Source organism: Rhodococcus jostii NBRC 16295 (assembly GCF_001894825.1).
Classification (GTDB): Bacteria; Actinomycetota; Actinomycetes; order Mycobacteriales; family Mycobacteriaceae; genus Rhodococcus_F; species Rhodococcus_F jostii.
Genome location: NZ_BCWY01000014.1, coordinates 35,074 through 61,216, shown reverse-complemented (window position 1 = coordinate 61,216; position 26,143 = coordinate 35,074). Strand labels below are relative to the sequence as shown.

The 26,143-nt window shown below is 67.9% G+C and carries 27 protein-coding genes; 9 read left to right on the top strand and 18 right to left on the bottom strand.

Annotation, left to right across the window (positions count from 1 at the left end; all coding sequences use genetic code 11):
* Positions 1 to 4: 4 nt before the first annotated feature.
* Both RJ1_RS11745 and RJ1_RS11740 read right to left on the bottom strand, forming a co-directional pair.
* Positions 5 to 418, bottom strand: coding sequence for a VOC family protein (locus RJ1_RS11745; protein WP_073360184.1), 414 nt, complete (start codon positions 416 to 418; stop codon positions 5 to 7).
* Positions 419 to 465: 47 nt separating this feature from the next.
* Positions 466 to 942 carry a nuclear transport factor 2 family protein gene (locus RJ1_RS11740; protein ID WP_009478940.1) on the bottom strand — a complete coding sequence of 159 codons (477 nt, stop codon included), beginning with the start codon at positions 940 to 942 and terminating at the stop codon, positions 466 to 468.
* A gap of 418 nt (positions 943 to 1,360) precedes the next feature.
* Here RJ1_RS11740 and RJ1_RS11735 point away from each other — a divergent pair, with 418 nt between their 5' ends.
* Positions 1,361 to 2,860, top strand: a complete 1,500-nt coding sequence (locus RJ1_RS11735; RefSeq protein ID WP_073360092.1) for an acetyl-CoA acetyltransferase — start codon at positions 1,361 to 1,363, stop codon at positions 2,858 to 2,860.
* Positions 2,861 to 2,872: 12 nt separating this feature from the next.
* On the opposite strand, the gene RJ1_RS11730 is transcribed toward RJ1_RS11735, so the two are convergent.
* A complete protein-coding gene (locus RJ1_RS11730) occupies positions 2,873 to 3,433 on the bottom strand; it encodes a PadR family transcriptional regulator (protein WP_073360091.1) in 561 nt (186 codons plus the stop codon).
* Between the two features lie 52 nt (positions 3,434 to 3,485).
* Here RJ1_RS11730 and RJ1_RS11725 point away from each other — a divergent pair, with 52 nt between their 5' ends.
* Positions 3,486 to 4,664 carry an FAD-dependent oxidoreductase gene (locus RJ1_RS11725; protein ID WP_073360090.1) on the top strand — a complete coding sequence of 393 codons (1,179 nt, stop codon included), beginning with the start codon at positions 3,486 to 3,488 and terminating at the stop codon, positions 4,662 to 4,664.
* Between the two features lie 4 nt (positions 4,665 to 4,668).
* Here RJ1_RS11725 and RJ1_RS11720 read toward each other — a convergent pair whose 3' ends face one another.
* From RJ1_RS11720 to RJ1_RS11685, 8 genes are all read right to left on the bottom strand, one after another.
* Complete coding sequence (locus RJ1_RS11720; protein WP_073360089.1) at positions 4,669 to 6,453, bottom strand: ABC-F family ATP-binding cassette domain-containing protein; 1,785 nt, start codon at positions 6,451 to 6,453, stop codon at positions 4,669 to 4,671.
* Positions 6,453 to 7,388 (bottom strand): 4-(cytidine 5'-diphospho)-2-C-methyl-D-erythritol kinase, encoded by a 936-nt coding sequence (locus tag RJ1_RS11715; protein WP_073360088.1) that lies wholly within the window; start codon positions 7,386 to 7,388, stop codon positions 6,453 to 6,455. Before RJ1_RS11715 ends, RJ1_RS11720 begins: the two co-directional genes overlap by 1 nt.
* 73 nt (positions 7,389 to 7,461) lie before the next feature.
* Complete coding sequence (locus tag RJ1_RS11710) at positions 7,462 to 8,115, bottom strand: urease accessory protein UreD (RefSeq protein WP_073360087.1); 654 nt, start codon at positions 8,113 to 8,115, stop codon at positions 7,462 to 7,464.
* Positions 8,115 to 8,804 (bottom strand): urease accessory protein UreG, encoded by a 690-nt coding sequence (gene ureG / locus RJ1_RS11705; RefSeq protein WP_073360086.1) that lies wholly within the window; start codon positions 8,802 to 8,804, stop codon positions 8,115 to 8,117. The genes RJ1_RS11710 and ureG overlap by 1 nt, the downstream gene beginning before the upstream one ends.
* 33 nt (positions 8,805 to 8,837) lie before the next feature.
* Positions 8,838 to 9,470, bottom strand: a complete 633-nt coding sequence (locus tag RJ1_RS11700) for an urease accessory protein UreF (RefSeq protein ID WP_073360085.1) — start codon at positions 9,468 to 9,470, stop codon at positions 8,838 to 8,840.
* Positions 9,470 to 11,191, bottom strand: a complete 1,722-nt coding sequence (locus RJ1_RS11695; protein ID WP_073360084.1) for an urease subunit alpha — start codon at positions 11,189 to 11,191, stop codon at positions 9,470 to 9,472. The genes RJ1_RS11700 and RJ1_RS11695 overlap by 1 nt, the downstream gene beginning before the upstream one ends.
* Positions 11,188 to 11,502, bottom strand: coding sequence for an urease subunit beta (locus RJ1_RS11690; protein WP_073360182.1), 315 nt, complete (start codon positions 11,500 to 11,502; stop codon positions 11,188 to 11,190). The genes RJ1_RS11695 and RJ1_RS11690 overlap by 4 nt, the downstream gene beginning before the upstream one ends.
* 8 nt (positions 11,503 to 11,510) lie before the next feature.
* Positions 11,511 to 11,813, bottom strand: a complete 303-nt coding sequence (locus RJ1_RS11685) for an urease subunit gamma (protein ID WP_073360083.1) — start codon at positions 11,811 to 11,813, stop codon at positions 11,511 to 11,513.
* Positions 11,814 to 11,965: 152 nt separating this feature from the next.
* Between RJ1_RS11685 and dctA the strand changes: the two genes are divergently transcribed.
* Complete coding sequence (gene dctA, locus RJ1_RS11680; RefSeq protein WP_073360082.1) at positions 11,966 to 13,351, top strand: C4-dicarboxylate transporter DctA; 1,386 nt, start codon at positions 11,966 to 11,968, stop codon at positions 13,349 to 13,351.
* Here dctA and RJ1_RS11675 read toward each other — a convergent pair.
* Entirely contained in the window at positions 13,345 to 14,187 is an 843-nt protein-coding gene (locus RJ1_RS11675) for a YdcF family protein (RefSeq protein WP_073360180.1), read from the bottom strand. The two genes, dctA and RJ1_RS11675, sit on opposite strands and share 7 nt — an antisense overlap.
* 226 nt (positions 14,188 to 14,413) lie before the next feature.
* Here RJ1_RS11675 and RJ1_RS11670 point away from each other — a divergent pair, with 226 nt between their 5' ends.
* Positions 14,414 to 15,382 carry a helix-turn-helix transcriptional regulator gene (locus RJ1_RS11670; protein ID WP_073360179.1) on the top strand — a complete coding sequence of 323 codons (969 nt, stop codon included), beginning with the start codon at positions 14,414 to 14,416 and terminating at the stop codon, positions 15,380 to 15,382.
* 108 nt (positions 15,383 to 15,490) lie between these two features.
* Positions 15,491 to 15,925, top strand: a complete 435-nt coding sequence (locus tag RJ1_RS11665; RefSeq protein WP_073360081.1) for a hypothetical protein — start codon at positions 15,491 to 15,493, stop codon at positions 15,923 to 15,925.
* 94 nt (positions 15,926 to 16,019) lie between these two features.
* Here the strand turns inward: RJ1_RS11665 and RJ1_RS11660 are convergent, their stop codons facing one another.
* The 4 genes from RJ1_RS11660 to RJ1_RS11645 all read right to left on the bottom strand — a co-directional run bounded on the left by RJ1_RS11660 (position 16,020) and on the right by RJ1_RS11645 (position 19,638).
* On the bottom strand, positions 16,020 to 16,223 hold the full coding sequence (locus RJ1_RS11660; protein ID WP_005255446.1) for a cold-shock protein: 204 nt from the start codon (positions 16,221 to 16,223) through the stop codon (positions 16,020 to 16,022).
* Between the two features lie 248 nt (positions 16,224 to 16,471).
* Positions 16,472 to 17,362 carry a 16S rRNA (adenine(1518)-N(6)/adenine(1519)-N(6))-dimethyltransferase RsmA gene (gene rsmA / locus RJ1_RS11655; protein WP_073360080.1) on the bottom strand — a complete coding sequence of 297 codons (891 nt, stop codon included), beginning with the start codon at positions 17,360 to 17,362 and terminating at the stop codon, positions 16,472 to 16,474.
* Between the two features lie 10 nt (positions 17,363 to 17,372).
* On the bottom strand, positions 17,373 to 18,500 hold the full coding sequence (locus RJ1_RS11650) for a resuscitation-promoting factor (RefSeq protein WP_073360079.1): 1,128 nt from the start codon (positions 18,498 to 18,500) through the stop codon (positions 17,373 to 17,375).
* Between the two features lie 22 nt (positions 18,501 to 18,522).
* Positions 18,523 to 19,638, bottom strand: a complete 1,116-nt coding sequence (locus tag RJ1_RS11645) for a resuscitation-promoting factor (protein ID WP_073360177.1) — start codon at positions 19,636 to 19,638, stop codon at positions 18,523 to 18,525.
* Between the two features lie 241 nt (positions 19,639 to 19,879).
* Here RJ1_RS11645 and RJ1_RS11640 point away from each other — a divergent pair, with 241 nt between their 5' ends.
* Both RJ1_RS11640 and RJ1_RS11635 read left to right on the top strand, forming a co-directional pair.
* Entirely contained in the window at positions 19,880 to 21,349 is a 1,470-nt protein-coding gene (locus RJ1_RS11640; protein WP_378379986.1) for an amino acid ABC transporter substrate-binding protein/permease, read from the top strand.
* On the top strand, positions 21,346 to 22,116 hold the full coding sequence (locus RJ1_RS11635; protein ID WP_073360077.1) for an amino acid ABC transporter ATP-binding protein: 771 nt from the start codon (positions 21,346 to 21,348) through the stop codon (positions 22,114 to 22,116). Before RJ1_RS11640 ends, RJ1_RS11635 begins: the two co-directional genes overlap by 4 nt.
* 51 nt (positions 22,117 to 22,167) lie before the next feature.
* On the opposite strand, the gene RJ1_RS11630 is transcribed toward RJ1_RS11635, so the two are convergent.
* Together RJ1_RS11630 and RJ1_RS11625 are read right to left on the bottom strand one after the other, a co-directional pair.
* The gene (locus RJ1_RS11630; protein WP_073360076.1) at positions 22,168 to 22,608 is read right to left on the bottom strand and encodes a DoxX family protein; all 441 of its coding nucleotides are present in this window, start codon (positions 22,606 to 22,608) and stop codon (positions 22,168 to 22,170) included.
* A gap of 138 nt (positions 22,609 to 22,746) precedes the next feature.
* Positions 22,747 to 23,589, bottom strand: coding sequence for a TatD family hydrolase (locus RJ1_RS11625; RefSeq protein ID WP_073360175.1), 843 nt, complete (start codon positions 23,587 to 23,589; stop codon positions 22,747 to 22,749).
* A 36-nt stretch (positions 23,590 to 23,625) separates the two neighbouring features.
* On the opposite strand from RJ1_RS11625, the gene RJ1_RS11620 reads away from it, so the two are divergent.
* Positions 23,626 to 24,519: an SDR family oxidoreductase gene (locus RJ1_RS11620; RefSeq protein WP_073360075.1), complete on the top strand. Its 894-nt coding sequence runs from the start codon at positions 23,626 to 23,628 to the stop codon at positions 24,517 to 24,519.
* A 52-nt stretch (positions 24,520 to 24,571) separates the two neighbouring features.
* Positions 24,572 to 26,131, top strand: a complete 1,560-nt coding sequence (gene metG, locus RJ1_RS11615; protein ID WP_073360074.1) for a methionine--tRNA ligase — start codon at positions 24,572 to 24,574, stop codon at positions 26,129 to 26,131.
* The last annotated feature ends 12 nt before the right edge of the window (positions 26,132 to 26,143 follow it).

Genomic DNA, 26,143 nt, shown 5'->3' with positions numbered 1-26,143 from the left:
ACCGTCAGGCGGACGCGGCCGGATCCGTCGGCCCCACCAGCATCCAGCGATGGCCGAACGGATCGATGAGGGTCGCGTTGCGGTGTCCGTGCCCTTCCGAGATCCACCGCTCCACCTTGCCGCCGGCGTCGCGGGCACCGACCAGAACCGCATCGGGATCGTCGACCCGCAACATCAGGCTCACGGACGTCGAACCGGATTCCGGCGCGGTCAGGCCCATCTCGGGAAACTCCTCCGCCAGATAGATCATCCCGGTCGGCAACCGCAGTTCCGCATGGCCCACCCTGCCGTCGTCCATGACGATCGGCTCCCCCACCACCTCGGCGCCGAACACCTTGGAATACCACTCGATGGCCTCGACGCCACGCCGCACCGTCAGATACGGGAGCGCGCCGGGAACGGGGACGTCCGGAGACATCGTCACCTCCCAGGGGTCCGTGGTGTACCGAGTCCCAGTGTGCTCCCTCAGGCAGACGCGGGAGGTTGCAACATCGCCCACTTGTTGGAGGTGAGCCGGAAACTCGGGAAATCGGAGAGCGCCGCAACCGATTCCCACGTGCGTTCGTATCCGGTATGCGTGATCCGCCAGTTGCCGTCGGGGCACCGAAGATAACGATCGTGATAATAAGCAGACCCCCGCAACAGCATCCCGTCCTCGGGAATCAGCGTGGTGTCTGCGAGAAACCACACCCCGACCGCGGTATCACCGGTGACGGTGATCTCGGGTTGGCCGCACTGATGCTCGGTGATGACGTGGGTGCCGAGAGTGTTCTCGAGGAAGGACACGAATGAGTCACGGGAGTCGAAAGTCAGATATTCGCTGTACGTCGCGGTGACGTCCGGGACCATCGTGTCGGCAAACTCCACCCACGACTTCGTGTCGAGAGCACGTGAGTAACGGTGCTTGAGCTGCTCGATCTGTTTAATTGCTTCGAGATCCATGACCCCCGCCTCCTGTGCAGCGAACATGCAAGCCCTGGACTGCAGATTAGTCTGAAAATCTGCAGGTTCGCCTTGGATTCCCCCGTTTTGCCCAGATCATGCATATTCAGGCCGTGATCCGGGACACGAAAAGGTTACGAAATGACTGCATGGACTGCGCTCCAGCACGCACTCCACACTACATTAGGCTAGCCTCACCTGATGCATCCTCGGTCGGGCCACCGGCGGCTCCAGCCGCACCACGCCGGATCGCGCGAATGCCATTGACTTCCCAACGATTTCGAACACGCCGCCACCACGTGGCCGAAACGAACGCGGCCGCGGCCCGCCGCCGGTCGGGGATTGCTGTGACCCAGGATTCACACATATCTCGCCCCGCACTATCGTGACGCTGACGTGGCACACGAGAGGGGCACCCATGGCCGATCCGGCCCGCATACCGGTGATCGTCGGCATAGGCGACCTCCGTTCCGGCAGAGCAGGCGATCCCGCCGGCCCCCGTGAACCCCTCGACCTGATCACGGACGCCGCGCGCGCCGCCGTCGCCGACAGCGGATCGGCGGCACTCGGCACCCGGATCGACACGATCCATGCGGTGAAGACCGTCAGCTGGTCCTACGACGACCTCCCCGGACTGCTCGCCACCCGCTTGAATCTGCCGTCACCGCGGTCGAGCACGTCCCCGATCGGCGGCCACTGGCCCGCCGCCCTCCTCGACCGCCTCGGCGACGACATCGCCGCGGGCCGGTCGTCGGCAGCCATGCTCGTCGGCGGCGAGACGCAGGCGACCATGACTTCGCTGCGGAAGTCGGGCACCGATCCCGCGTCGCTGGGCTGGTCGTCGGCGCCGGGCGGCCCTCCCGCCTTCGACCCGGCGGATCTCGGAAGTCCCGTGATGCAACGCGCCGGACTGATCGTGCCCACCCGCGTGTATCCGCTGTTCGAGAACCGCTTCTCATACGAGTCCGGCGTGAGCCCCGACCGGTCGCTGGCGGAGTCGGCCCGGATGTACTCGGCCTTCTCCGAGTTGGCTGCGAAGAACCCGGCGTCGTGGACGGCGGAGATGTACTCCGCCGAAGAGATCGCCACTGTCGGTCCGGGCAACCGCATGGTGTGCGAGCCGTACCCGTTGATGCTCAACGCCATGCCGTTCGTCGATCAGGCCGCCGCCGTGCTGGTGTGCTCACTGGCCCTCGCGCGGGAGCACGGCGTTCCGGAGGACCGCATCGTGTACGTGTGGGGCGGCGCGGGCGCCGCCGATCCCGTGGACGTACTGAGCCGCAACAGTTTCGGAACATCGGCCGCCATGACCGACGCGGTGGACCGGGCGCTGTCGCAGGCGGCGATCACGGCGTCCGCGCTCGACGTCGTCGACGCGTACGGCTGCTTCCCGGTCGTTCCCAAGCTCCTGTCCCGGACGCTCGGCCTGCCCGCGAGCACGGTGCCGAGCGTGACCGGCGGCCACTCCTTCTTCGGCGGTCCCCTCAACAGCTACACGCTGCACTCGATCGCCGAGGTCACTCGTCGGCTGCGGGAGGGTTCCGGACCTGCCTTGGTTCACGGCAACGGCGGCTACCTGACGTACCAGCACGTGGTGTTGCTGGCGAGCACCCCGCACCCGGACGGGTACGTCGGCGATCCGGAGCCGGCGCACCTCACGGCGGCGGCGCCGGAGGTCGTGACCGGCTACGAGGGACGGGCCGAGATCGTCACGTCCACGGTCGAACACGGCCGGGACGGCGTCCCGGCGACGGGATTCGTCGTCGCGCACACCCCCGACGGCCACCGTCTAGCCGGACACACCGGCCCTGAGGAGGCGGTCGCGCTGTCGGCGTTCACCCAGACTCCGGCGCGGTCGGTGATCGGTCGGTCCGTTCACGTCACGGACCGGGACGGCGTCCTGTCGCTGCAGTTCTGACGCGACAGGGCCCTACCAGCGCAATTCGCCGGCCGCGACGTCGGCGACCAGCGACCGGACGTAGTCGAGTTCGGCCACCAGGACCGCCCGCCGGTACTCGTCCTCGACGAGGAACAATCGCGGAAGAAATGTCCCGGCCTCGGCGAGGCCGGCGTCGAGACCGGCCAGTTGCTGCTCGAGAACCGCGATCCGCGAACGGAGCGCCTCGAGCGCGTCGCCGGAGCGCAGACTCGGCAGGAATGCCAGCGCGGCCGGGAATTCCGGGAACTCGCGCGCCGGTTCGGCGACCATCTCCCGCAGCCATTGCATCAGCGTCGCCGCGCCCGTTCCGGCGAGCCGGTAGGTGGTGCGTTCCGGGCGGTTCTCGGCCCGTTCCGTCGCCTCGATCTCGATCAATCCGTCGCGCAACAGGCGTTCGATCGTCTGGTAGACGCTGTTGCGCTGCGCGACGTTGACGACCTCGTCCTTGTGCCGCTCCTTGATCAGCTGCTGCATGCGGTAGGCGTGCATCGGTTCTTCGGAGAGCATCGACAGCACTGCCATCGCCAGCACGGATCTACGCGGTGAGGACATTCGTCGAGCATATCCGCCGGGTTGCATTAGTCATTCTATGTATAGTCACTTTATGACTACTAGTGCTTTGATCATCGGAGGTGGCATCGCCGGACCGGTCACGGCGATGGCGATGCAACGGGCCGGACTCGATCCCGTCGTGTACGAAGCGCACGATCACGGAGCGGAGGGCGTGGGCGCCTTTCTGACACTGGCGACCAACGGTCTCGAGGGGCTGCACCTGCTGGATCTCGACCACCGGGTCGCCGACATCGGGATGGCCACCCGCAGGATGCGGATCGTCAGCGGAACTGGGAAACCCCTGGCCGAGTTCGACAACGGAGGACTCACGTCCTTCGGCACGCCGAGCCGGACACTGCGCCGAGCCGACCTCTACCGCACCCTTCGCGACGAGGCACTACGCCGGGGCGTGCGCATCGAGTACGGCAAGCAACTCGAGGACGCCCGGATCGACGGCGACCGTGTCCGCGCGGAGTTCGCGGACGGCACGTCGGCCGAGGGCGATCTGCTCGTGGGCGCCGACGGCCTCCGGTCACGCACCCGCGCCATCCTCGACCCGCAGGCCCCCGACCCCCGGTATCTCGGCCTCCTCAACACCGGCGGATTCGCGACCGGCCTGTCGCTGGACGGCGAACCGGGCGCGGCCCATTTCGTGTTCGGCACACGGTGCTTCTTCGGCTACCTCATCCATCCGGGCGGTGACGTCTGGTGGTTCGCCAACCCCGGGCGCCGCGTCGAACCGACGGCCGCCGAACTCGCCTCGATCACTCCGGAGCAGCAGCGCACCGAACTGATCGACCTGTTCTCCGGCGACGCCGGGCCCGCCCTGCAGATCATCGACGCCACCGACAGCATCATCCGCAGCTGGAGCACCTACGACCTTCCGACCGTGCCGACGTGGCGCAACGAGCGGATGGTGATCATCGGGGACGCCGCCCACGCCACGTCGCCGTCGTCGGGGCAGGGTGCGTCCATGGCGATCGAGGACGCCATCGTGCTCGCGCGATGCCTGCGGGACAGCCCGGACATCACCGTCGCGCTCGCGGCGTACGAGACGGCACGGCGCGCCCGGGTCGAGCGAATCGTCGCACAGGGCAAGCGAAACGGCAGCGGCAAGGCCCCCGGCCCGGTCGGGCGCGTGATCCGCGACCTCACCTTGCCGACCATCATGCGGATGGTGGGCCGCCGCGACAGCCTGCGCTGGATGTACGACTACCGGATCGAGTGGTGACCGGCTAGTCCAGCTCGGCGGCCAGCTCCATCCACTGCTCCTCGGTGGCTTCCTTCTCCGCGACGACCTGCTTGAGCTCGGCGTCGAGCTTCTGCAGTTTGTCCGGATCGGTGGCCGCCTCCGCCAGCTTCTCGTGCAGTTTCCGTTCCCGATCGTCCAGCTTCGCGACGGCACGCTCGAGACGCGACAGTTCCTTGCGCGCGGTGCGTTCGGCGGCCCCGTCCCGTACCTGCTTGGGGGCCGAGGCACCGGTTGCCGTCGACGCCACCGACGGTGCGCCGGTGTCGACCATCGTCGCCCGGCGGCGCAGGTAGTCCTCGATGCCCCCGGGCAGGTTGGTCAGTTTGCCGTCGCCGAACAATGCCCACGTGGTGTCACAGATGCGTTCGATGAGGTACCGGTCGTGACTGATGACGACCATCGTGCCCGCCCAGCCGTCGAGAATGTCCTCGAGTTGCTGCAGCGTGTCGATGTCGAGGTCGTTGGTCGGCTCGTCGAGCAGCAGAACGTTCGGCTCGGACATCAGCACACGCGTCAGCTGCAGCCGGCGACGCTCGCCACCGGACAGGTCACCCACCGGTGTCCGCTGCCGGGCCGGCGTGAAGCCCAGCCGTTCGGCGAGCTGCCCGGCCGACACCTCCTTGTCGCCCAACGTGATCCGTTCGGCAACATCCTTGACGGCCTCGAGCACCCGCATGTTCGTGGGCAGGTCGTCGAGTTCCTGACGCAACCAGCCGATGTGCACGGTCTGCCCCTGGATGCGCTTGCCCGACGCCGGCGCGATCTCCCCGGCGAGCGTGCGCAGGAGCGTCGTCTTGCCGGAGCCGTTGACGCCGACCAGACCGACACGCTCGCCCGGCGCCAACCGCCACGTGAGGTCGTCGACGAGCACCCGGCCGTCCGGTGTCTCCAGGCGCGCATCCTCGAGTTCGATGACGACCTTGCCGAGCCTGCGCTGCGCGAACGACGCCAGCGCCACGTTGTCGCGGGGCGGCGGGACATCCGCGATCAACGCCTCGGCGGCCTCGATCCGATACTTGGGCTTGGACGTGCGGGCCGGTGCACCGCGACGCAACCAGGCCAGTTCCTTGCGGGCGAGGTTGCGGCGACGTTCCTCGGACGCGTCGGCCTGCCGGGAGCGCTCCGCCCGGGCGAAGATCCAGTCGTTGTACCCGCCCTCGTAGCTTTCGACCTTGCCGCCCACCACTTCCCACGTGCGGTTGGCGACGGTGTCGAGGAACCAGCGATCGTGGGTCACGACCACCAGCGCGCTGCGACGGCTGACGAGATGCTCCGCCAGCCACTGGACACCCTCCACATCGAGGTGGTTGGTCGGCTCGTCGAGGACCAGCAGATCGAGGTCCTGGACGAGCGCGGCGGCCAGTGCGACGCGTCGCCGCTCACCACCCGACAGCCCGTCCACCGACACCTCGAGACCCAGGTTGTCGATGCCGATGCCGGCCAGAATCGACCGGATGCGGGCGTCCCCCGCCCATTCGTGATCGGCCACCCCGAGCGGTCCGAGCACCACGTCGCCGACGCTCGAGCCGGGCGGCAGGACGCCGCGCTGAGTCACGACCGCCATGCGCAGGCCACCTACCCGGCTGACCCGTCCGGAATCGGGGGACTCCACCCCGGCGAGCACCTCGAGCATGGTGGTCTTGCCACCGCCGTTGAGGCCGACGACGCCGATGCGTTCGCCTTCCTGCAGTCCGAGAGATACCGAATCGAGCAGCGGCTTGATGCCGAAAGACTTCGATACCTGCTCGAGATTGATCAGATTCGCCATCAGTGCGATCCCTCCGCCGCGTCGTTGATTATTCGGGCGCCGGGTACGGGTCCGCTGGCGACCCGCACCGTGCGACACACCCCCGCACCAGCGAGTTCTGCACTGACACGGACCGCGGCATCCGCGTCAGCGCACAGAAAAGCACAGGTCGGGCCGGACCCGGAGACGATGCCGGCCAATGCGCCCGCCGACACCCCGGCGCGCAGCGTCCGCCGCAGGCCCGGGTTCAGTGACAGGGCGGCAGACTGCAGGTCGTTGCCCAGCAGGGGGGCGAGCGTTGCGGCGTCGCCCGTCGTGAGCGCATGCATCAGGTCTTCGGCGCCGCCGAGTCGCGGCGGGTTCCCGTCCGCACGCAGACGGTCCAGCTCCCGGAACACCGTCGGTGTGCTCAGTCCGCCCTTCGCGAGCGCGAGCACCCAGTGGAACGTGCTGCGCGAGAGCACCGGCAGAAGTCGCTCGCCGCGCCCCGTCCCGAACGCGGTGCCGCCGTGGAGGGAGAAGGGGACGTCGCTGCCCAGCTTCGCGGCGAACCCGTCGAGTTGCTCCCGCGACAGGTCCAGCTGCCACAGTGCGTTGAGCCCCACCAGCGCCGCCGCGGCGTCGGCGCTGCCGCCGGCCATCCCCCCGGCCACCGGGATCCCCTTGTCGATGGCGATCTCGACGTCCGGCCGCCGCCCCGACTCGGCGGCGAGCATCTCCGCCGCCTTCCACACCAGGTTGCTGCTGTCGGTGGGCACGACGCGGGCGTCCTCGCCGCGCACCGTCACCGACAGCGTCTCCGCGGGAACCACCGACACCGTGTCGCTGAGCGAGAGCGCCTGGAACACCGTGTTCAGCTCGTGATAGCCGTCGTCGCGCAAGTCCCCGACGGCCAGATGGAGATTGACCTTGGACGGGGCCCTGACGACGACGGGGCGAGGAACGACGGAAAGCACAAGGGTAGAGCTTAGGCGCTCCCCGCACGGGTGTGGAAATGCGTACCATCACGCACTTTGCCACTCACCTGCGTCACAGGCGGGGACCGAGCCGCGTGGTGAGGCTGCCACCGCGCGCGAGGGGCAGACGGGTGCGCGCCAACCGGATGTCGCCGGTGACGTCCGCGGGCCTGTCGTCCGGATACCGCAATTCACTCGTGACGGCCGCCGGGCCGTCCAGCACGTCGTGCGAGACGGTGCCGACCCCGAGTTCCAGCTGGTGCCGGAGCAGGGGCAGGGCGCCGAGATCGGCGTTCGTGATGCCCACCCAGCGTCCGCTCTCCTCCCCCGACCGGCCGATCTGCACCCGCTCACGCAGCAGCAACGCGGACGATTCGGCGAGTGCCACCGCCGTCTCGACACGATGCTCCGCGCCGCCCGCGATCACGGTCGGTTCCAGCGCGCAGTCGAGTGACGCGTCGTCCTCGACCTCCACGGACCAGCGCGCCGTGGACAGCGCGCAACCCCGGCCCGGCAGCGCCAGGGACGCCGCGACGCTGCGCAGCGTCAGCCGCGCACCCGACAGCACCCGGACGGTGACGTCCCAGTGGTCGCCGCCGAGCGGGGTCGCGGCAGTGCCGATCACGTGGACCGTGTCACGGCCGGTGATCCGGGCTGCCAGTCCCCCGACCGCGGCGATCCGCGGGCTGCGATCGGGCGACGCGACGATCGTCAGTTCGGTGCGCACTACTCGTGCACGTCGGCGAGCGTGCGCACCTGCTCGCGCACCCACTCCAGCGCCGGCCCGGACGACGGGTCCTCGGTCAACGAGATCAGCGCCGTCGGCCGCCCCTCCCGGACCTGCTCGGCGTCGCGGCGCATCACGCCGAGATCGGCGCCGACCATCGGGGCGAGGTCGGTCTTGTTGATCACCAGCAGATCCGAGAACGTCACACCCGGCCCGCCCTTGCGGGGCACCTTGTCGCCGCCCGCGACGTCGACGACGAAGATCTGCACGTCGATCAGACCCGAGGAGAACGTCGCGGTGAGGTTGTCGCCGCCCGACTCCACCAGGATCAGGTCGAGCGGCGGGTTGGCGGCGATGAGGTCGTCGATCGCGTCGAGATTGGCGGTGATGTCGTCGCGGATCGCCGTGTGCGGGCACCCACCGGTCTGCACGGCGGCGATGCGCTCGTCCGGCAGCACGGCGTGGCGGCGCAGGAAGTCCGCGTCCTCGGTGGTGTAGATGTCGTTGGTGAGCACCGCCAGCGACAACTCCTCGCGCAGTTGCCTGCAGAGCGCGGCGACGAGCGCCGTCTTGCCCGAGCCGACGGGCCCACCGATCCCGATCCGGACCGGCTCCCCCGCCACCCGGACCCGCCGAGGCCGGTCGTGCTGGTGGTCGTGGGGTTCACCATCGATGAAATGTGGTGGCATGGTTGATCTCTCCTTGCTGGATACAGCTGAGTGTCACGACACGAACAGGGGGCGGTCCCGTAGAACGTGCCGCTCGGCGACGACATCCATGAAGGGGTCGGACACGCTCGACAGTCCGGCCACACACTGGTCGGCGATGTCGTCGCACAGGTCGGCCAGTGCGAACGTGCTCGCGGCGACCTGCGCGGGATCGAGGGCGAGCAGGCGCTGCGCGGCGATCGCGCAACCGGTCATGGTGGTGTAGACGACGACCAGCGCCGCCTCCCGGGGTGCGACCGCGGTGACGGTCCCCACCACCCCCGACACGACGGGCAGGTGCGGACGCGTCCCGAGCGGCGACCAGTCGTGGTCGGGCCAGGTGGTGCGGGCCAGGCGCAGCAGACCCCGCCCCTGCGCCCGCGACGACGACCGCGCCGCCGGTGACGGAGTGCGCGCATCCATCTCGGCGTCGGCCCGTTCCGGGGTGAGCCGGCCGTCGCACACCGCCGCGGTGATCGACCCCGCCACGAGCCCTGCGGTCCGGATCCGTCGCCGCAGGAACGCGTCCATCGTGGCGACGTCGCGGACGACACCGCTCGCGACGGCCTCCTCGATGCCGCCCGAATGCACGTGACCACCGGTGGGCAGCCGCGAGTCGGCGAGGGACATCAGGTGAGCGAGGCGCATCAGAACAGGAAGTATCGCTGGGCCATCGGCAGTTCCGCCGCCGGTTGTTCTTCCCACACCTCGCCGTCGATGCGGACGGTGAACGTGTCGGGGTCCACCTCGATCCGCGGCTGCGCGTCGTTGCGGGGCATGTCGGCCTTGCCCCGCGACCGTACGTTCGCGACCGGCACCAGTCGCCGGTTCAGATCCAGCCGATCCGCCAGCCCGTCCTCGAGGGCGTGGGGCGCGACGAAGTGCACGGAGGTGGCGGCCGCCGCCTTGGGCGCCGCCCCGAACATCGGCCGCGGGAGCACCGGTTGCGGCGTCGGGATGGACGCGTTGGCATCGCCCATCGCGGCCCAGGCGATCATGCCGCCCTTGATCACCGCGTGCGGCCGCACCCCGAAGAACGCCGGATCCCACAGCACCAGGTCGGCGAGTTTGCCCACCTCGACCGATCCGATCTCACCCTCGAGGCCGTGCGCGACGGCGGGGCAGATCGTGTACTTCGCCACGTAGCGCTGGACGCGCTGGTTGTCGGCGCCGTTGTCGCCGGGAAGGGAACCCCGCCGCCGCTTCATCACGTGCGCCGTCTGCCACGTGCGCAACACGACCTCGCCGATGCGTCCCATCGCCTGCGAGTCGCTGCCGATCATGGAGATGGCGCCGAGGTCGTGGAGCAGATCCTCCGCCGCAATGGTGGACGGCCGGATTCGACTCTCCGCGAACGCCAGATCCTCCGGGATCGTGGGGCTCAGGTGATGGCACACCATGAGCATGTCGAGGTGCTCGTCGAGCGTGTTCACCGTGTGCGGCCGGGTCGGATTGGTGGAACTCGGCAACACGTTCGCGTGCGCCGCCACCGTGATGATGTCCGGCGCGTGACCGCCGCCCGCCCCCTCGGTGTGATAGGCGTGGATCGCGCGTCCGGCGATAGCGGCGAGAGTGTCCTCGACGAAGCCGGCCTCGTTCAACGTGTCCGAGTGGAGGGCCACCTGCACCCCCGCGGCATCCGCCACGGTCAGGCACGCGTCGATCGCCGCCGGCGTCGAACCCCAGTCCTCGTGCAGCTTGAAACCGGAGACACCGCCCCGCAACTGCTCCCACATCGACTCGGAACTGACCGTGTTGCCCTTGCCGAGGAGGGCGATGTTCATCGGCCACCCGTCGAGCGCCTCCAGCATCCGGGCGGTGTGCCACGAACCCGGGGTGACGGTGGTGGCCTTGCTGCCCTCGGCGGGGCCGGTGCCGCCGCCGATCATCGTCGTGATGCCGCCGCCCAGCGCCTCGTCCATGATCTGCGGGCAGATGAAGTGGACGTGGCAGTCGATTCCGCCGGCGGTGAGGATCTTGCCGTTCCCGGCGATGATCTCGGTGGACGGCCCCACCACGAGATCGGGGTGGACGCCCGACATCGTGTCGGGGTTGCCTGCCTTGCCGAGCGCGACGATGCGTCCGTCCCGAATACCGACGTCCGCCTTGATGATTCCCCAGTGGTCGACGACGACCACGCCGGTGATCACCGTGTCGGGCGCGCCCTCGGCGCGGGTCGCGCGACCCTGACCCATGGACTCGCGCAACACCTTTCCGCCACCGAACACCGCCTCGTCACCGGCCAGCCCCGGCCCGCCGCTGCGGTCCTCGGTGATCTCGATCAGAAGGTCGGTGTCGGCGAGCCGGATGCGGTCGCCGGTCGTGGGACCGAACAGCTCGGCGTAACGTGCGCGGCTGAGTTCGGTCATGACGCGTCCAGCTTTCCGGGAGGAGTGAGGCTCAGCCCGTGCACCTCACGGGTCCCGCGCAGGGGCACGAGTGAAATCGTCTGCGCGATACCCGGTTCGAAGCGCACCGCGGTGCCGGCGGGAATGTCCAGCCGCAGCCCGTGGGCGGCGGAACGGTCGAACTGCAGGGCGTGGTTGGCCTGCGGGAAATGAACGTGACTCCCGACTTGGACCGGCCGGTCACCGGTGTTGACCACCTCAAGTTCGGTGCGGGGAGAACCCTCGTTGAGTTCGATCACACCCTCGGCGCACAAGACTTCACCTGGAATCACGGTCACCCCTACGCAATCGGATCGTGGACGGTGACGAGCTTGGTTCCGTCCGGGAACGTGGCCTCCACCTGGACGTCGTGCAGCATCTCGGGGACGCCCTCCATCACGTCGGACCGGGTGAGCACCTCACGACCCGACACCATCAGCTCCGCCACCGACCGGCCGTCGCGGGCACCCTCGAGGATGTGATCCGTGATGAGGGCCACCGCCTCCGGGTGATTCAACACGAGCCCACGGTTCCGGCGCCTGCGCGCGAGTTCCGCGGCGTAACTCAGGAGCAGACGCTCCTGCTCGTGGGGCGACAAGCGCATGTGTCCTCCTGCGGTCGGTGCGTCGCAATACTGCCACGAACTGCAATGTGGCACCGCCCACGCCCGGAGAGGCCGCCGTTCCCACTCCGCCGTTCTCATCACGGAAACATTCGTGACACGAACCCGTCACAGCCCCTTCCTAGCGTTTGCCCATGGCCATCTCCACTGCCGCCCATCCCCCGCCCGACGGCACCGGGCCGACCACCGAGACGCGATCGCCCTGGTACACCAACCTGTTCGTCCAACTCCTCGTCGGAATCGTCGGCGGCATCACCCTCGGCTGGTTGTGGCCGACGGTGGGGTCGGAGCTCAAACCGATCGGCGACACGTTCATCAAGCTGATCAAGATGCTCATCGCGCCGTTGATCTTCACGGTGGTCGTCACGGGAATCGCCAAGGTCGGCGACGTCAAGGCCGTCGGACGGATCGGCGTCAAGGCGCTGATCTATTTCACCGCCGTCACCGGGTTCGCGCTGCTCTTCGGGCTGGTGATGGGCAACATCGTCAAGCCCGGCGCCGGCTTCGACATCGACCCGGCCACCCTCGCCGACGGCACCGAGCAGATCGCGGAGAAGACCGGCGGCGGCGAACTGCCCGGCGCCGTCGAGTTCCTCATGGACATCGTCCCCACCAGCGTGGTGGGCGCGTTCGCCGACAACCTGCTTCTGCAGGTCCTCTTCTTCGCGGTGCTCTTCGGCATCGCGCTGGCCAAGTACGGCGAGCACGGTCCTCCGCTGGTCCTCGAATTCGTCGACCACCTCAGCCACATCATCTTCATGATCATCGGCTGGATCATGCGGCTCGCCCCGATCGGGGCGTTCGGCGCGATGGCGTTCATCATCGGCCAGTACGGAATCTCCACACTCGGCAGCTTCGCGAAGCTCATCGCCTGCTGCTACCTCGCCGGAGCCCTGTTCGTCCTCGTCCTCGCGCTGATCGCGAAGTTCGCGGTCGGGCTGAACATCTTCACGTTCATCCGCTACACCAAGGAGGAGTTCGGTCTCGCGCTCGGCACCGCCTCGTCCGAGGCGGTGCTCCCCCGCATCATGACCAAGCTCGTCGGCGCCGGGAACTCGCAGGCCGCCACCGGACTGGTGGTGCCGACCGGCTACTCGTTCAACCTCGACGGCGCCGCGATCTACCTGTCCATCTCCACGCTGTTCCTCGCCCAGGCCACCGGCCACGACTTGTCCGTCGCCGACCAGCTCGGCGCGCTGTTCATCCTGCTCCTCACGTCGAAAGGCATGGCAGGCGTACCCGGATCGTCGTTCCTCGCGCTGTCGGCGACCGCGACCGCGCTCGGAATCTTCCCCGTCGCGGCGGTCGCGGTCCTGCTGGGCGCCGACCGGATCATGGACTCGATGCGGGTGTTCGTGAACCTTCTCGGCAACTGCGTCGCCACGTTCGTCGTCTCGAACTGGGAAGGCCAGCTCGACAAGCAGCGGATGCGCGACGCCGTCGACGGAAAGCTCACCCCGGGATCCGCGGACCCCTTCGACCAACCACCCGTCGTGGCCGAGTTCGAGTCACGTCAGTAGCTTGCCGGGATGCCGAATACCCTGATCGCGTCGCGATACATGCCGAGCTGCTGATCCTTGGTCAATGGCATGAAGTCGGCGATCAGCTGACCGGTACTGGTAATCGCGCTCATCGCCCCGACCACCGGCAGTCCGGCGACATTGAAATCGACCGTTGCCCTGCGGATGTGGTTGGCCGACGTCACGAGAATCGCGCCGCCCGCGCCGAGGGAACGAGCGAGCGGGACCGAGTTGAGGGCGTTGCCCACCGTCGATCCGGCGCGATGCTCGGGGTGGATGCGGTCTGCCGGGACACCGTGCGACCGCAACCACCCTTCCATCGCGGCGGCCTCGGTGATGCCGTTCTGCGGGTTGCCGCCGGTGACGATGATCGGCGACAACGGCGACACCCACGACTGGACGAGCGCGGCCTGCAGTCGGTTGACCAACTCGGGCCGCATCGTGCCGTCGGGGAGCAGTCCGAAGCCCAGGACGACGATCGCGGTGGACGGCCCCTGGATGGCCGGTAGTGGATTGGGTGGCGTGAACGACGCGATTCTGATCGCGTTCAGCATGCCGTCGACACCGGCACGCATGCCACCATCCATTCCGCCCAGCCGGGCGAGCGCGGCCTCCCGGGTGATCAGGTCGCCGGCGGCGTCGGCGTAGATGGCTTGCAGGGCCACCGCGTTGGTGTCGCCCGGCTCTCCGGCGACGGCGCCCCCGATGTCCGCGAGCGCGCCGCGGGTGTCGCCGGCGGCGAATCTGCCCTGCGCGCTGTTGAACAGGTCGGCCGCCGACGCGGACGCCGTCGCGGTGGTCGACACCGCGAGGGTCAGGCAGAAGGCGGCGGTCATGACGGTGGCGAGCAGCGCCCGAACTGCTGTGGAGAGGGGCCTGACACGGGTGTGCGTCACTCTGAGACCTTTCCGTCGGATTCTTCACTGAAGTACGTGCGATGTCCGTGGAGCGTCGGCGCCAGTGTAGTGACACTCGTGGGGCTGGTGGGAAAATCGTTACTTACCGTTACCTGCTCTCGATAGAGGACAGAAGATGTCCGCGATCGATGGCATCCTGAGGCGCATGCGGGAAACTTCGGCACGACTCCTCCGGCTGCTCTCCCTGCTCCAGACCCGAAAGGACTGGTCCGGGGCAGAACTCGCCGACCGCCTCGGTATCACCCCACGCACCGTCCGGCGAGACGTGGAGAAACTCCGCGACCTCGGGTACCCCGTCGACGCAACGGTCGGGGTGGGTGGTGGATACCAACTCGGCGCGGGCGCGGAGATGCCACCGCTGCTGCTCGACGACGAAGAAGTGCTGGCCGTCGCACTCGGTCTGCAATCCGGCGCAACCGGTTCCGTCGTCGGCATCGGTGAGGCGTCGATGCGGGCGCTCACCAAACTCCGCCAGGTGATGCCGTCACGGCTGCGGCACCGCCTCGAGGCCCTGCAGGTCGACGTCGTCCACCGCGAGCCCGCGAAGAGCGCCGTGGACGCGCAGGTGCTGTCGGCCGTCGCCTCGGTGTGCCACAACCACGAACGGCTCCGGTTCGACTACCGCACCCACGACGGCACCGAGAGCCGCCGCGAAGTGGAGCCGTACCGGCTCGTCCGGTCCGGCCTGCGCTGGTACCTCGTCGCGTGGGACCTCACGCGCGCCGACTGGCGATCCTTCCGCATGGACCGCCTGACCCCGAAGATCCCGACCGGACCACGGTTCGTGCCCCGCGAACTGCCGCCCGGCGGCGCCGCGGAATTCGTCGCCCGCGGAATCAACCGGGCCGTCACCCGGATCCGGGCGCGCGTGCTGCTGCACGCGCCGATCGACGAGATGGCGACCCTGGTGCACGAAGACTGGGGAACACTCGAGGAAATGCCCGACGGACGGTGTGCGGTCGCGCTCGGCGGCGACTCCGTGCCGTCGATCGCCAACTGGCTCAGCGCATTCGGCGTCGGCTTCACCGTCCTCGACCCTCCTGAGCTGCGCGAAGAGTGCCGACGGGTGGGTGAGCGTCACCGCCTCTTCGCCGACCGCTACGGTAACGCCTGACCGAGACGCCGTTCAGCCGTCCCCGTGGACCGACAAATCCGTGGAACCGAACGGTTCTGCGCGGCGTCCAACCAGGTGACGGACAAGGAAAGGTCGGGGTAGTCGGGGATGCAGCACACGATTGTCGAGGAGGGGCGCGCGCGGGCGCCAGCGGGGGCGGGAACAGTCGGGAAGGTGCTCGTCGGGGGCCATCTGGCGCTCGGTGGCGCGACGGTGGTGATCATGGCGTTCTCGTTGGCGTTCGTGTGCACTCTCGACAACGGAACCCAGCCGTGGACGTGGCCGAGCAGATATTCGACGGCATGGTTCGTCGCTGCCGCAATCGGTGCCACCACGCTGTGGGCGCTCTTCGTGACGGGCATGGTCATCTTCTCGTCGAGACCCAGGCGGGCACTCGGCACGGCCACCCTCTTCGTCGCCACCGCGCTCGGAGCGGCCGCGGTGATCGGACTGTTCGGACCGTCGGAGAATTCCGCGCTGCAACTGTGGCTGGTCTGCGCCATGAATCTCGGCTACCAGGCAGCTCACCTGCGGTCCGGGTAATTACCGACCACAGACGAGACAAGGCCCCACTCCGTGACGAGTGGGGCCTTGCTCGAACGTCATGTCCCGGCGAACCGGGAAGTCATGGCCGTTCTCAGATCAGGGTGACGCCGGTGGCCTGCGGGCCCTTGTTGCCCTGGCCGATCTCGAACGAAACACGCTGATTCTCCTCGAGCGTGCGGAAGCCGCCGCTCTGGATCTCCGAGTAATGGACGAACACGTCAGCGCTGCCGTCCTCGGGGGCGATGAAGCCGAACCCCTTCTCGGAGTTGAACCACTTCACGATGCCCTCTGCCATGTAAATCTCCTCTAACACAGTAACTTCTTCAGGCAACCGGCTCGGTTACCAGGGTCATTGACACGACCGTCTACGACAATTCCTGTGGAGGACGTCCAAACGCTCGCAACCATCGATTTGCGAGCGTGGGAAACACAAACACAAAACTTACGACCTCCAATAGTGAACCACACATCTGGTCGGTTGTCTCCCCCAGGGTGCGGTTCCCGCCCGTGAGTACTTGTTAACCGCCCGCGGTTGACAAGTACTCACGGCTGGGTGGAAGCGAGGCGGACGAACGCGGCGGCGTCGAGAGTCTCGCCACGTGCGGACGGTGCGATACCCGCCTCGAGCAGTCGGCGTTCGGCTTCCGCCGGCGAGCCCGCCCATCCGCCGAGAGCGGCTCGTAACGTCTTGCGGCGCTGAGCGAAAGCCGCGTCGACCACGGAGAAGACGCGGCGCCGGTGTGCGTCGTCGACCGGCCACGGCGGTTCGGCGTAACGGTCGATGCGCACGAGACCCGACTCGACCTTCGGGACGGGCCAGAACACGGCGCGCCCGACGGCACCCGCGCGGCGGACCGAGCCGAAGAAATTGGCCTTCACGCTCGGCACGCCGTAGATCTTGCTGCCCGGGGACGCCGCCAGGCGGTCCGCGACCTCGGCCTGCACCATCACCAGAGCGGTGCGAAGACTGGGCAGTTCGGAGAACAGGTGCAGCAGCACGGGCACCGCGACGTTGTACGGCAGATTCGCGACGAGCGCGGTGGGTTCGCCGGGAATCTCGGAGGGCTTGACCCGCATCGCGTCCGCGCCGACCACCGTCAGCCGGTCCGCGAGGTCCGGCGCACGATCCGCGACCGTGACCGGGAGACGCGCGGCGAGGTTGGGGTCGATCTCAACGGCGATCACCTTGTCGACGACGTCGAGCAACGCCAACGTCAGCGAACCGAGTCCGGGGCCGACCTCGAGGACGGTGTCGTCGCGCCCCACCCCGGCGATCGCGACGATGCGACGCACCGTGTTGGCGTCGTGCACGAAGTTCTGCCCCAACTGCTTGGTGGGGCGCACACCGAACTCCTCGGCTAGTGCGCGCACCTCGGCGGGGCCGAGCAGTGCTGCCTGACCTCGAGCGGCGGGGGGTACTTCGGCGTCGGACACCAGCCGAACTTTAACGCACGCCGAGCCTGCCCGAGCACGTCGGCCACGCTCCCCAGCCCTGCGTCTTCTGCGTCTTCGACGCGACGGCGATCTGCTCCTCGCGGGTGGCGAGGTCGGCGCGCGGTGCGTACTTCAGACCGCCCTGGCGCTCCCAGGTGTTCTGGTCGAACTGGACGCCGCCGAAGAATCCGTTGCCGGTGTTGATGGCCCAGTTACCGGTGGCCTCGCACTGCGCGAGGGCGTCCCACACCGAACCGTTCTCGACCGGCGGAACCTCGGTACCCGGCTTCGCGCCGACCCGGATCACCTTCGGCTGAGCCGGCGTCGTGACCGTCGCGGACACCTGGTTACGTCCGATCTCCTTGCCGTTGACGGTGTTGACCGCGAACGTCACGTCCTGGACGCCGGGAAGTCCCGGGTTCTCGAGCACGGTGCGGGTCATGTTCATCGTCGGGTCCTCGATGCGCTGCTCCTCGGGAGCCAGCGGCAACGTCTCGACCTTCGTCTCGGTGCGGTCACGGGTGACGGTGACGTCCATGCCCTCGGTCAGCGGAGTGTCCGCGGACGGAACGACGGTGTCGGCCTGCTCGAGCGGCGCGCCGTGGGCGGCGAGGAACTCCCCGACCGTCGGCGCGGCCATGCGCACGTCGGTGACCGGCAGGGCGCCGTCGGTGAGCTCGACGACGAGCGGATTGAGCACGTCGAGTGCCGCACCGTCGAGAGGAAGTCGCTGCGAGCGGGATGCGGACACGTGGACGTCCTCGCCGAGGTCGAACTGCTTCAGTGCGTCCTCGACGGTGAGCGCGGTGGTCCAGACCGTCTTCGGCTGACCGTCCACGGTCAGCGACACCTCGCGTGCCCGGCGCAGCACCACGGTGTCGCCGTCGGACAGGGTCGCGTCGCGCTCGGGCGCCACCACGTCGCGGTCACTGATCGAGTACCCGGCGTCGGACAGGGCGGCGTCGACGCTCGTGGTCATGGTGCTCAGCGAGATCGTCTCGCCGTCCACGTCGAGCGTGACGGTCTTGTGCCGGACCACGGCCATCACTCCGCCGGCGATCAAGGTGGCGAGAAGCAGGGCCACCACTGTGTACAGCAGCGGCGAGCGGGCCGAGTTGATCTTCGCGAAGGGTGACATCGGGTTCCTTTACTTCAGACCGTCAGCGGAGTCCGAGCTTGCTGGTGCAGGCGGGCCAGGCGCCCCAGCCCTGCGCCGCCTGGACCTTCTCGGCGACGGAGATCTGCTGTTCGCGGGATGCGAGGTCGGCGCGGGCGGCGTACTGGGATCCGCCGAACGCTTCCCAGGTGCTCTGGGTGAACTGCAGTCCGCCGAAGAATCCGTTGCCGGTGTTGATGGCCCAGTTGCCGGTGGCCTCGCAGTGCGCGATCGAATCCCAGGTGGAGGCATTGGAGATGGCGAGTTCCTTCACACCGACCTTGACGAGGGCCGGCGCGGGCTCGCGGAGCACCTGCGAGCTGAGCTCCTGACGTCCGGCCTCGACACCGTTGACGGTCTTCACAGTTGCGGTGACGGTGCGCTCGCCGGGAACTCCGGGGTTCTCGACGACGGTCTTGCCCTTGTCGAGCGCGGGATCCTCGACGCGGTTCTCGGGCGGCGCGATGGGGAGCGTCTCGGTGCGCGTCTCGGTGCGGTCGCGGGTCACGTGGATCTCGGCGCCCTCGACCACCGGGGCGTCGGCCGGGGGCACGACGGTGTCGGCCTGCTCGAGCGGGGCGCCGTTGGCCGCGAGGAGCTCACCCACGGTGGGGGCGGCCAGACGGACGTCGGTAAGGGGGGCGCCGCCGTCGGCGACCTTGACGAGCTTGGCGTTGACGACCTCGAGCGAGGTGCCCTCGAGCGGCAGGCGCTCCGAGCGCGACGCCGAGACGTGGACGTCGTCGGCGAGTTCGAACTGCTTCAGTGCGTCGTCGACGGTGAGCGCGGTGGTCCACACGGTCTTGGGCTGGCCGTCGACGGTGAGGCTCACCTCGCGGGCCCGGCGCAGCACCACGGTGTCGCCGTCGGAGATCGACGCGTCGGCGGACGGAGCGACCGCGTCACGCTCGTTGACGGAGTACCCGGCGTCGTCGAGTGCGCCGCTGACGTCGGAGGCCATCGTGCCGAGCGAGATGGTCTCGCCGTCGACGTCGAGCGTGACGGTCTTGTGCCGCGCCACTGCCAGCGCACCGCCCACGACGAGCGTCGCGAGCAGTGCTGCGACGACCACGTAGAGAAGGGGCGATTTGGCGTTGTTGATTCTGGCGAAAGGCGACACGTGAAATCCCAAGGCTGGCGAATGTTTGATCACGGTACGGTAACGAATCGGCGTTGGTCTGGCAACTTTGCCGCTACGACCTGCGTCCGAGATCACGAAAAGGTTGAGATCGGGGACAGTTTTCACTTCACCGGAATGAATCGCTTCTGGTCCGGACCACGTCCGGAACGCAGTATCTTGCGACATGCACCAAGAAGCCCGGAAGCGACCGGGCACTACTGACTGAGAAAGCTGGGGTTCCGTGCGCAGCAGATCCGATCGACTTCTGAGACTCGTCAGACGTCCGAGAGTGCCCGCGGTGATCGCCGCGCTGACGCTGCTCGTCACACTCGTGGCGCCCGGTCTCGCCGGCGCTCAAGAGCCCGCTCCGGGCAACAACTACAACATCGCCACCGACATCACGTTCGCCCCGTTCGAGTTCCAGGACGAGAGCGGCAAGCTCGTCGGAATCGACATGGACCTGCTCGCCGCCATCGCCGAGGACCAGGGGTTCACCTACCAGGTCAACGCCGTCGGCTTCGACGCAGCGCTCCAGGCGGTCACGGGCGGTCAGGCCAACGGCATGATCGCCGGCATGTCGATCACCGACGCCCGCAAGGCGACGTTCGACTTCTCCGACCCCTACTTCGAGTCGGGCGTGCAGATGGGTGTGCTCGAGAGCAACGACTCGATCACCTCGTACGAGGACCTGCGCGGCAAGTCCGTCGCGGTCAAGAACGGCACCGAGGGCGCCACGTACGCGGAGTCGATCAAGGATCAGTACGGATTCACCACCAAGTACTTCGCCGACTCGTCGAGCATGTTCGACGAGGTCCGCACCGGTAACTCGGCAGCGGTGTTCGAGGACTACCCTGTCCTCGCCTACGGCATCAAGCAGGGCAACGGTTTCAAGACGGTCACCGACAAGGTCCCCGGCGCCAGCTACGGCTTCGCCGTCGCGAAGGGCCAGAACGCGCAGCTCCTGCAGGAGTTCAACGCCGGACTCGCCAACCTGAAGGCCAGCGGCCAGTACGACGAGATCCTCGACACCTATCTCAACTCCGACGCATCCGACGACGACAACTCGATCCTCGGCCTCATCAAGAGCACCTACCCGCTGCTGCTCGAGGGACTGTGGCTCACGATCGTCCTCACCGTGGTCTCGATCGCCATCGCACTGGTGCTCGGCGCGATCTTCGGCCTGTTCCGGGTGTCGACCAACATCGTCCTGCGCGGCATCGGCACCACGTACGTCGACGTGTTCCGCGGCACCCCGCTGCTGGTGCAGGCCTTCTTCATCTACTTCGGCATCCCCGCGGCTCTGGACTTCCAGATGTCGGCGTTCACGGCGGGCATCATCACACTGAGCCTCAACGCCGGCGCGTACATGGCCGAGATCGTGCGCGGCGGCATCCTGTCCGTCGACAAGGGCCAGATGGAAGCGTCGCGGAGCCTCGGCATCAGCTACCTGAAGTCGATGCAGAAAGTCGTGATGCCGCAGGCCGTGCGGACGATGATCCCGTCGTACATCAACCAGTTCGTGATCACGTTGAAGGACACGTCGATCCTGTCCGTGATCGGGCTCGCCGAGCTCACTCAGACCGGGCGGATCATCATCGCCCGCAACTTCCAGTCCTTCAACATGTGGCTGATCATCGGCGTGATGTATTTCATCATCATCATGGCGTTGACGAAGCTGTCGAACCGGCTCGAGAAGAGGATCAACAAGTGACCGAGACACCGGTGACGGACAACAAGGCCGAGACCGCCGACCCGAAGATCCGGGTGAAGGGTCTGAAGAAGTCGTTCGGCGACAACGAGGTCCTCAAGGGCATCGACGTCGACATCGCGAGCGGTGAGGTGGTCTGCGTGATCGGACCGTCGGGCTCCGGCAAGAGCACGTTCCTGCGCTGCCTCAACCGGCTCGAGGACATCACCGGCGGCAACGTCGTGGTCGACGGCTTCGACGTGAGCGACAAGAAGATCGACATCGACCGCGTGCGCCAGCACATCGGCATGGTCTTCCAGCACTTCAACCTGTTCCCGCACATGACGGCGATCCAGAACGTGATGCTCGCGCCCGTGCAGACCAAGCGGGCCTCCAAGGAGGAGGCGCGGGCGACGGCGGTCCGGCTGCTCGAGCAGGTCGGGCTGGCGGAGAAGGCGGACGCGAAGCCGGCGAACCTGTCCGGTGGGCAGAAGCAGCGCGTCGCGATCGCCCGGGCCCTGGCGATGAACCCCGACATCATGCTGTTCGACGAGGCCACCAGTGCTCTGGACCCCGAGATGGTGGGCGAGGTGCTGCAGGTTCTGCGCGACCTCGCGAAGGGCGGCATGACGATGGTCGTGGTCACGCACGAGATGGGCTTCGCCCGCGAGGTGTCCGACCGCGTGATCTTCATGGCCGACGGGTACGTGGTGGAGGAGGGAACCCCGGAGCAGATCTTCGGCGACCCGCAGCAGTCCCGCACCCAGGACTTCCTGAACAAGGTCCTCTAGGTACGTGAGTGGCGAAGCGTGCCGGGGCACACTTCGCCATTCACATACGGGTCAGACGGAGGCGGGTTCCTTCGCGGCCCACGGCAGCTTGTCGCCGAGCAGTCCGTCGACACCGAATCGGCCCGATCCGACGACGGCGAGCAGCAGCGAGCCGACGCCCAGAGCCAGCACCAGCTCGTAGCCGCCCTCGCTCGCGAAGATCCCCTTGTCGACGTGGACGAGGAAGAAGGCGCCGACCATGTCGAGAAAGAGCAGGATGCCGAAGATCGGGACGGCCGCCCCGATGATGAGTGCGATTCCGCCGATCAGCTCGATCCACGTCGCGAGGAACGCCGAGACGCCGGGAAGCGGAACCCCCATGGCCTCGAAGCCGGCGGTCGTGGCGTCGAGTCCGTTGGTGACGGCCTTCTGCCATCCGTGGGCGAGAAAAATGATGCCGATGCCCACCCGGGCGACGAGGATTCCCAGGCTTCGAACTGCGGGGTTGTTCATGGATGTGCCTTTCATCGAGGTGTCCCCGCGCGACCGGGACGACCAGTGGTTGAACCGGCCACGATCCTAAGTTGGTTAAGTTGAAACTTCAACTTAGGGCCTGCGGCCCTGTGCGCGCTCAACGAGTCCAGAGACTCGCTAACCACTCACGGGCCGGAGGCCGTAGACGCGCTCGGCGGTCGCGGTGGACGCCTTCGCCAGTTCCTCCGGGTCCTCGCCGCGGATCTCGGCGAGCGCCCGGACCGTGTACGGGAGGCAGTACGGCTCGTTGGGCGCGCCCCGGAACGGGTGCGGGGTGAGGAACGGCGCATCCGTCTCGACGATGAGCTGATCCGACGGCACCAGCGGCGCCGCCTCCCGCAGGGCCTTCGCGTTCTTGAAGCTGACGGTGCCGGAGAAACTGAGGACGTAACCGGCGTCGACGCACTCGCGTGCCACCTCGGCGTCCGAGGAGAAGCAGTGGAAGATCACCGTCTCCGGCGCCCCCTCCTCACGCAACACCTGCAGCAGCGCCTGGTCGGCCTCGCGGTTGTGGATCATCAGCGTCTTGCCGAGCCGCTTCGCGAGGTCGATGTGCCAGCGGAAACCCTCGGTCTGCTCGGGGATCGTGGCGCAGCCGTCGAGTTTGCCGGGCCAGTAGAAGTCGAGCCCGGTCTCGCCCACCGCGACCACCCGCGGATCGCCGGCGAGCCGCTCGATCTCCGCCCTGGTCGCGTCGTCGAGCACGTTCGCCCGGGTCGGGTGGATGGCCACGGCCGCATAGACGCGGGGATCCCAGTGCGCCGCGTCGACGGCGAACTGCGCGGCCGCCAGATCGTCGGCCACCGTGACCACCCGCTCCACCCCGACCGCGGCGGCCCGGTCGACGATCGCCGTGACGCTCGCGGCGTCCGACGCGCCACACGCGTCGAGGTGGGTGTGCGAGTCGACGAGCGGGAACAGCGGCGCGGGGGCTTCCGGGGCGGGACGGTCTTTGCTCATGCGGACATTGTCGACGCCCGCCGCCGCGTGTGTCACATGCGGTACTTTCACCCCGACGGGGAGGGAGCCGTGTCCATGACTTCGAGCTCGATGAACGGCCGCGTGATCGCGGTGACCGGCGGTGCGAGGGGTATCGGGCGGGAAATCGCCCGACATCTGACGCTCGCCGGCGCACGGGTCGCGATCGGCGACGTCGACGGCGCCGCCGCCCGGCGGACCGCGGAGGAACTCGGCCGGGCGGGCGGAACGGTGGAGGGCCTCGAACTGGACGTCACCGACACCGAGTCGTTCTCCGCGTTCCTCGCGGGGGTCGAGGATCACTGGGGACCGATCGACGTGCTCGTCAACAACGCTGGCGTCATGTGGGTGGGGCGGTTCGACGAGGAACCCGAGTCCGCGGCCGACCGGCAGCTCGCGGTGAACCTGCACGGTGTCATCCGCGGGGTGAAACTGGCGGCCCCGGCGATGCGTGAGCGCGGCCGCGGTCAGATCGTCACGGTGGCGTCGGCCGCGTCGAAGGTCGCACCGCCCGGCGAGTCGACGTACGCCGCGACGAAGCACGGCGTGCTCGGTTACCTGACCGGCGTCCGTGAGGAGCTGCGCGGGTCGGGGGTGCAGATCTCGGTGATCATGCCGGGTGTCGTCGACACCGAACTCGCGGCCGGGACCGCGACGGGCGCGGCGAAGCTGCTGACCCCCGCCGACGTCGCGGAAACCGTGGTCGCGGTGATCCGGCGTCCCCGGTTCGAGGTCACCATCCCCCGCTACGTCGGCCCGCTCGCCCGGCTGGTCACCGTCTTTCCGCAGTTCGCCCGCGACTTCGCGATCCGGCGGATGGTTCCCGACCAGGTGCGGTCCACGGACAAGTCGGCCCGCGCGGCGTACGAGTCACGCGCCGTCACCGACGAGGACGGCGCCGGCCGGGACTGAACCCGAATCTGCGCGTCACGAAACGGCGGCGCGCAGATAGAGTGGTCGCACCATGAATGCTGCTGATTCCACCGCCTCGCGGCCACCTTTCTATCTGACGACGGCGATCGCGTACCCGAACGGCGTCCCGCACATCGGCCACGCCTACGAGTACATCTCCTCCGACGCCCTCGCACGGTTCAAGCGTCTGGACGGTTTCGACGTCTTCTTCATGACGGGAACCGACGAGCACGGTCTGAAGATGCAGCAGACCGCCGCCAAGGAAGGCATCGACGTCCGCGAGCTCGCCGCGCGGAACTCCGACGTGTTCGAGGCCATGGACAAGACCCTGAACATCTCGTTCGACCGGTTCATCCGCACCACGGATGCCGATCACGAGGAAGCCAGCAAGGCGATCTGGCAGAAGATGCTCGACAACGGCGACATCTACCTCGACACCTACTCGGGCTGGTACTCGGTCCGCGACGAGGCGTTCTACACCGAGGCCGAGACGACGCTGCAGGAGGACGGTTCGCGCCTGTCCACCGAGACCGGCACGCCCGTGGAGTGGACCGAGGAGTCCACCTACTTCTTCAAGCTGTCCGAGTACCAGGACAAGTTGCTCAGCCTGTACGAGGAGCACCCCGACTTCATCGCGCCCGCGACGCGGCGCAACGAGATCGTCAGCTTCGTCAAGGGCGGCCTCAAGGACCTGTCGATCTCCCGCACGACATTCGACTGGGGCGTTCCGGTGCCCGGACATCCCGACCACGTCATGTACGTGTGGGTCGACGCGCTCACCAACTACCTGACGGGCGCCGGATACCCGGACACGGACTCCGAGCAGTTCGGCAAGTTCTGGCCCGCGAACCTGCACATCATCGGTAAGGACATCACCCGGTTCCACACCGTGTACTGGCCGGCGTTCCTGATGTCGGCGGGAATCGAGTTGCCGAAGCGCGTCTTCGTGCACGGATTCCTCTACAACAAGGGCGAGAAGATGTCGAAGTCGGTCGGCAACGTCGTCGACCCGGTCGCCATGGTGGAGCAGTACGGACTCGACGCCGTCCGCTTCTTCCTGCTCCGCGAGATCTCCTACGGTCAGGACGGCAGCTACAGCCACGAGGCCATCGTCACCCGGATCAACGCCGACCTGGCGAACGAACTCGGCAACCTCGCCCAGCGTTCGCTGTCGATGGTCGCGAAGAACTGCGATGCCCAGGTCCCGACACCCGGTGCGCTGACCGAGGACGACACGGCCATGCTCGCGCAGGCGGATGCGCTGCTGGAACGGGTGCGCGCCGAATACGACGTCCAGGCACTGCATCTCGCACTGGAGGCGATCTGGTCGGTTCTCGGCGAGACCAACCGGTACTTCTCCAAGCAGGAGCCCTGGGTGCTGCGCAAGACGGACCCGGAGCGGATGGCGACGGTGCTGTACGTGACGCTCGAGGTGGTGCGGATCGTGGGCATCCTCGTGCAGCCGGTGATGCCGGACGCCGCGGAGAAGATCCTGGACCTGCTGGGTCAGAAGAGCGACGCGCGGCAGTTCAGCGACCTTCCGACGCGCATCGTGGCGGGCACACCGCTGCCCGCGCCGTCGGGCGTGTTCCCGCGTTACGTGGAGGACTGATCCGCGCGGGGT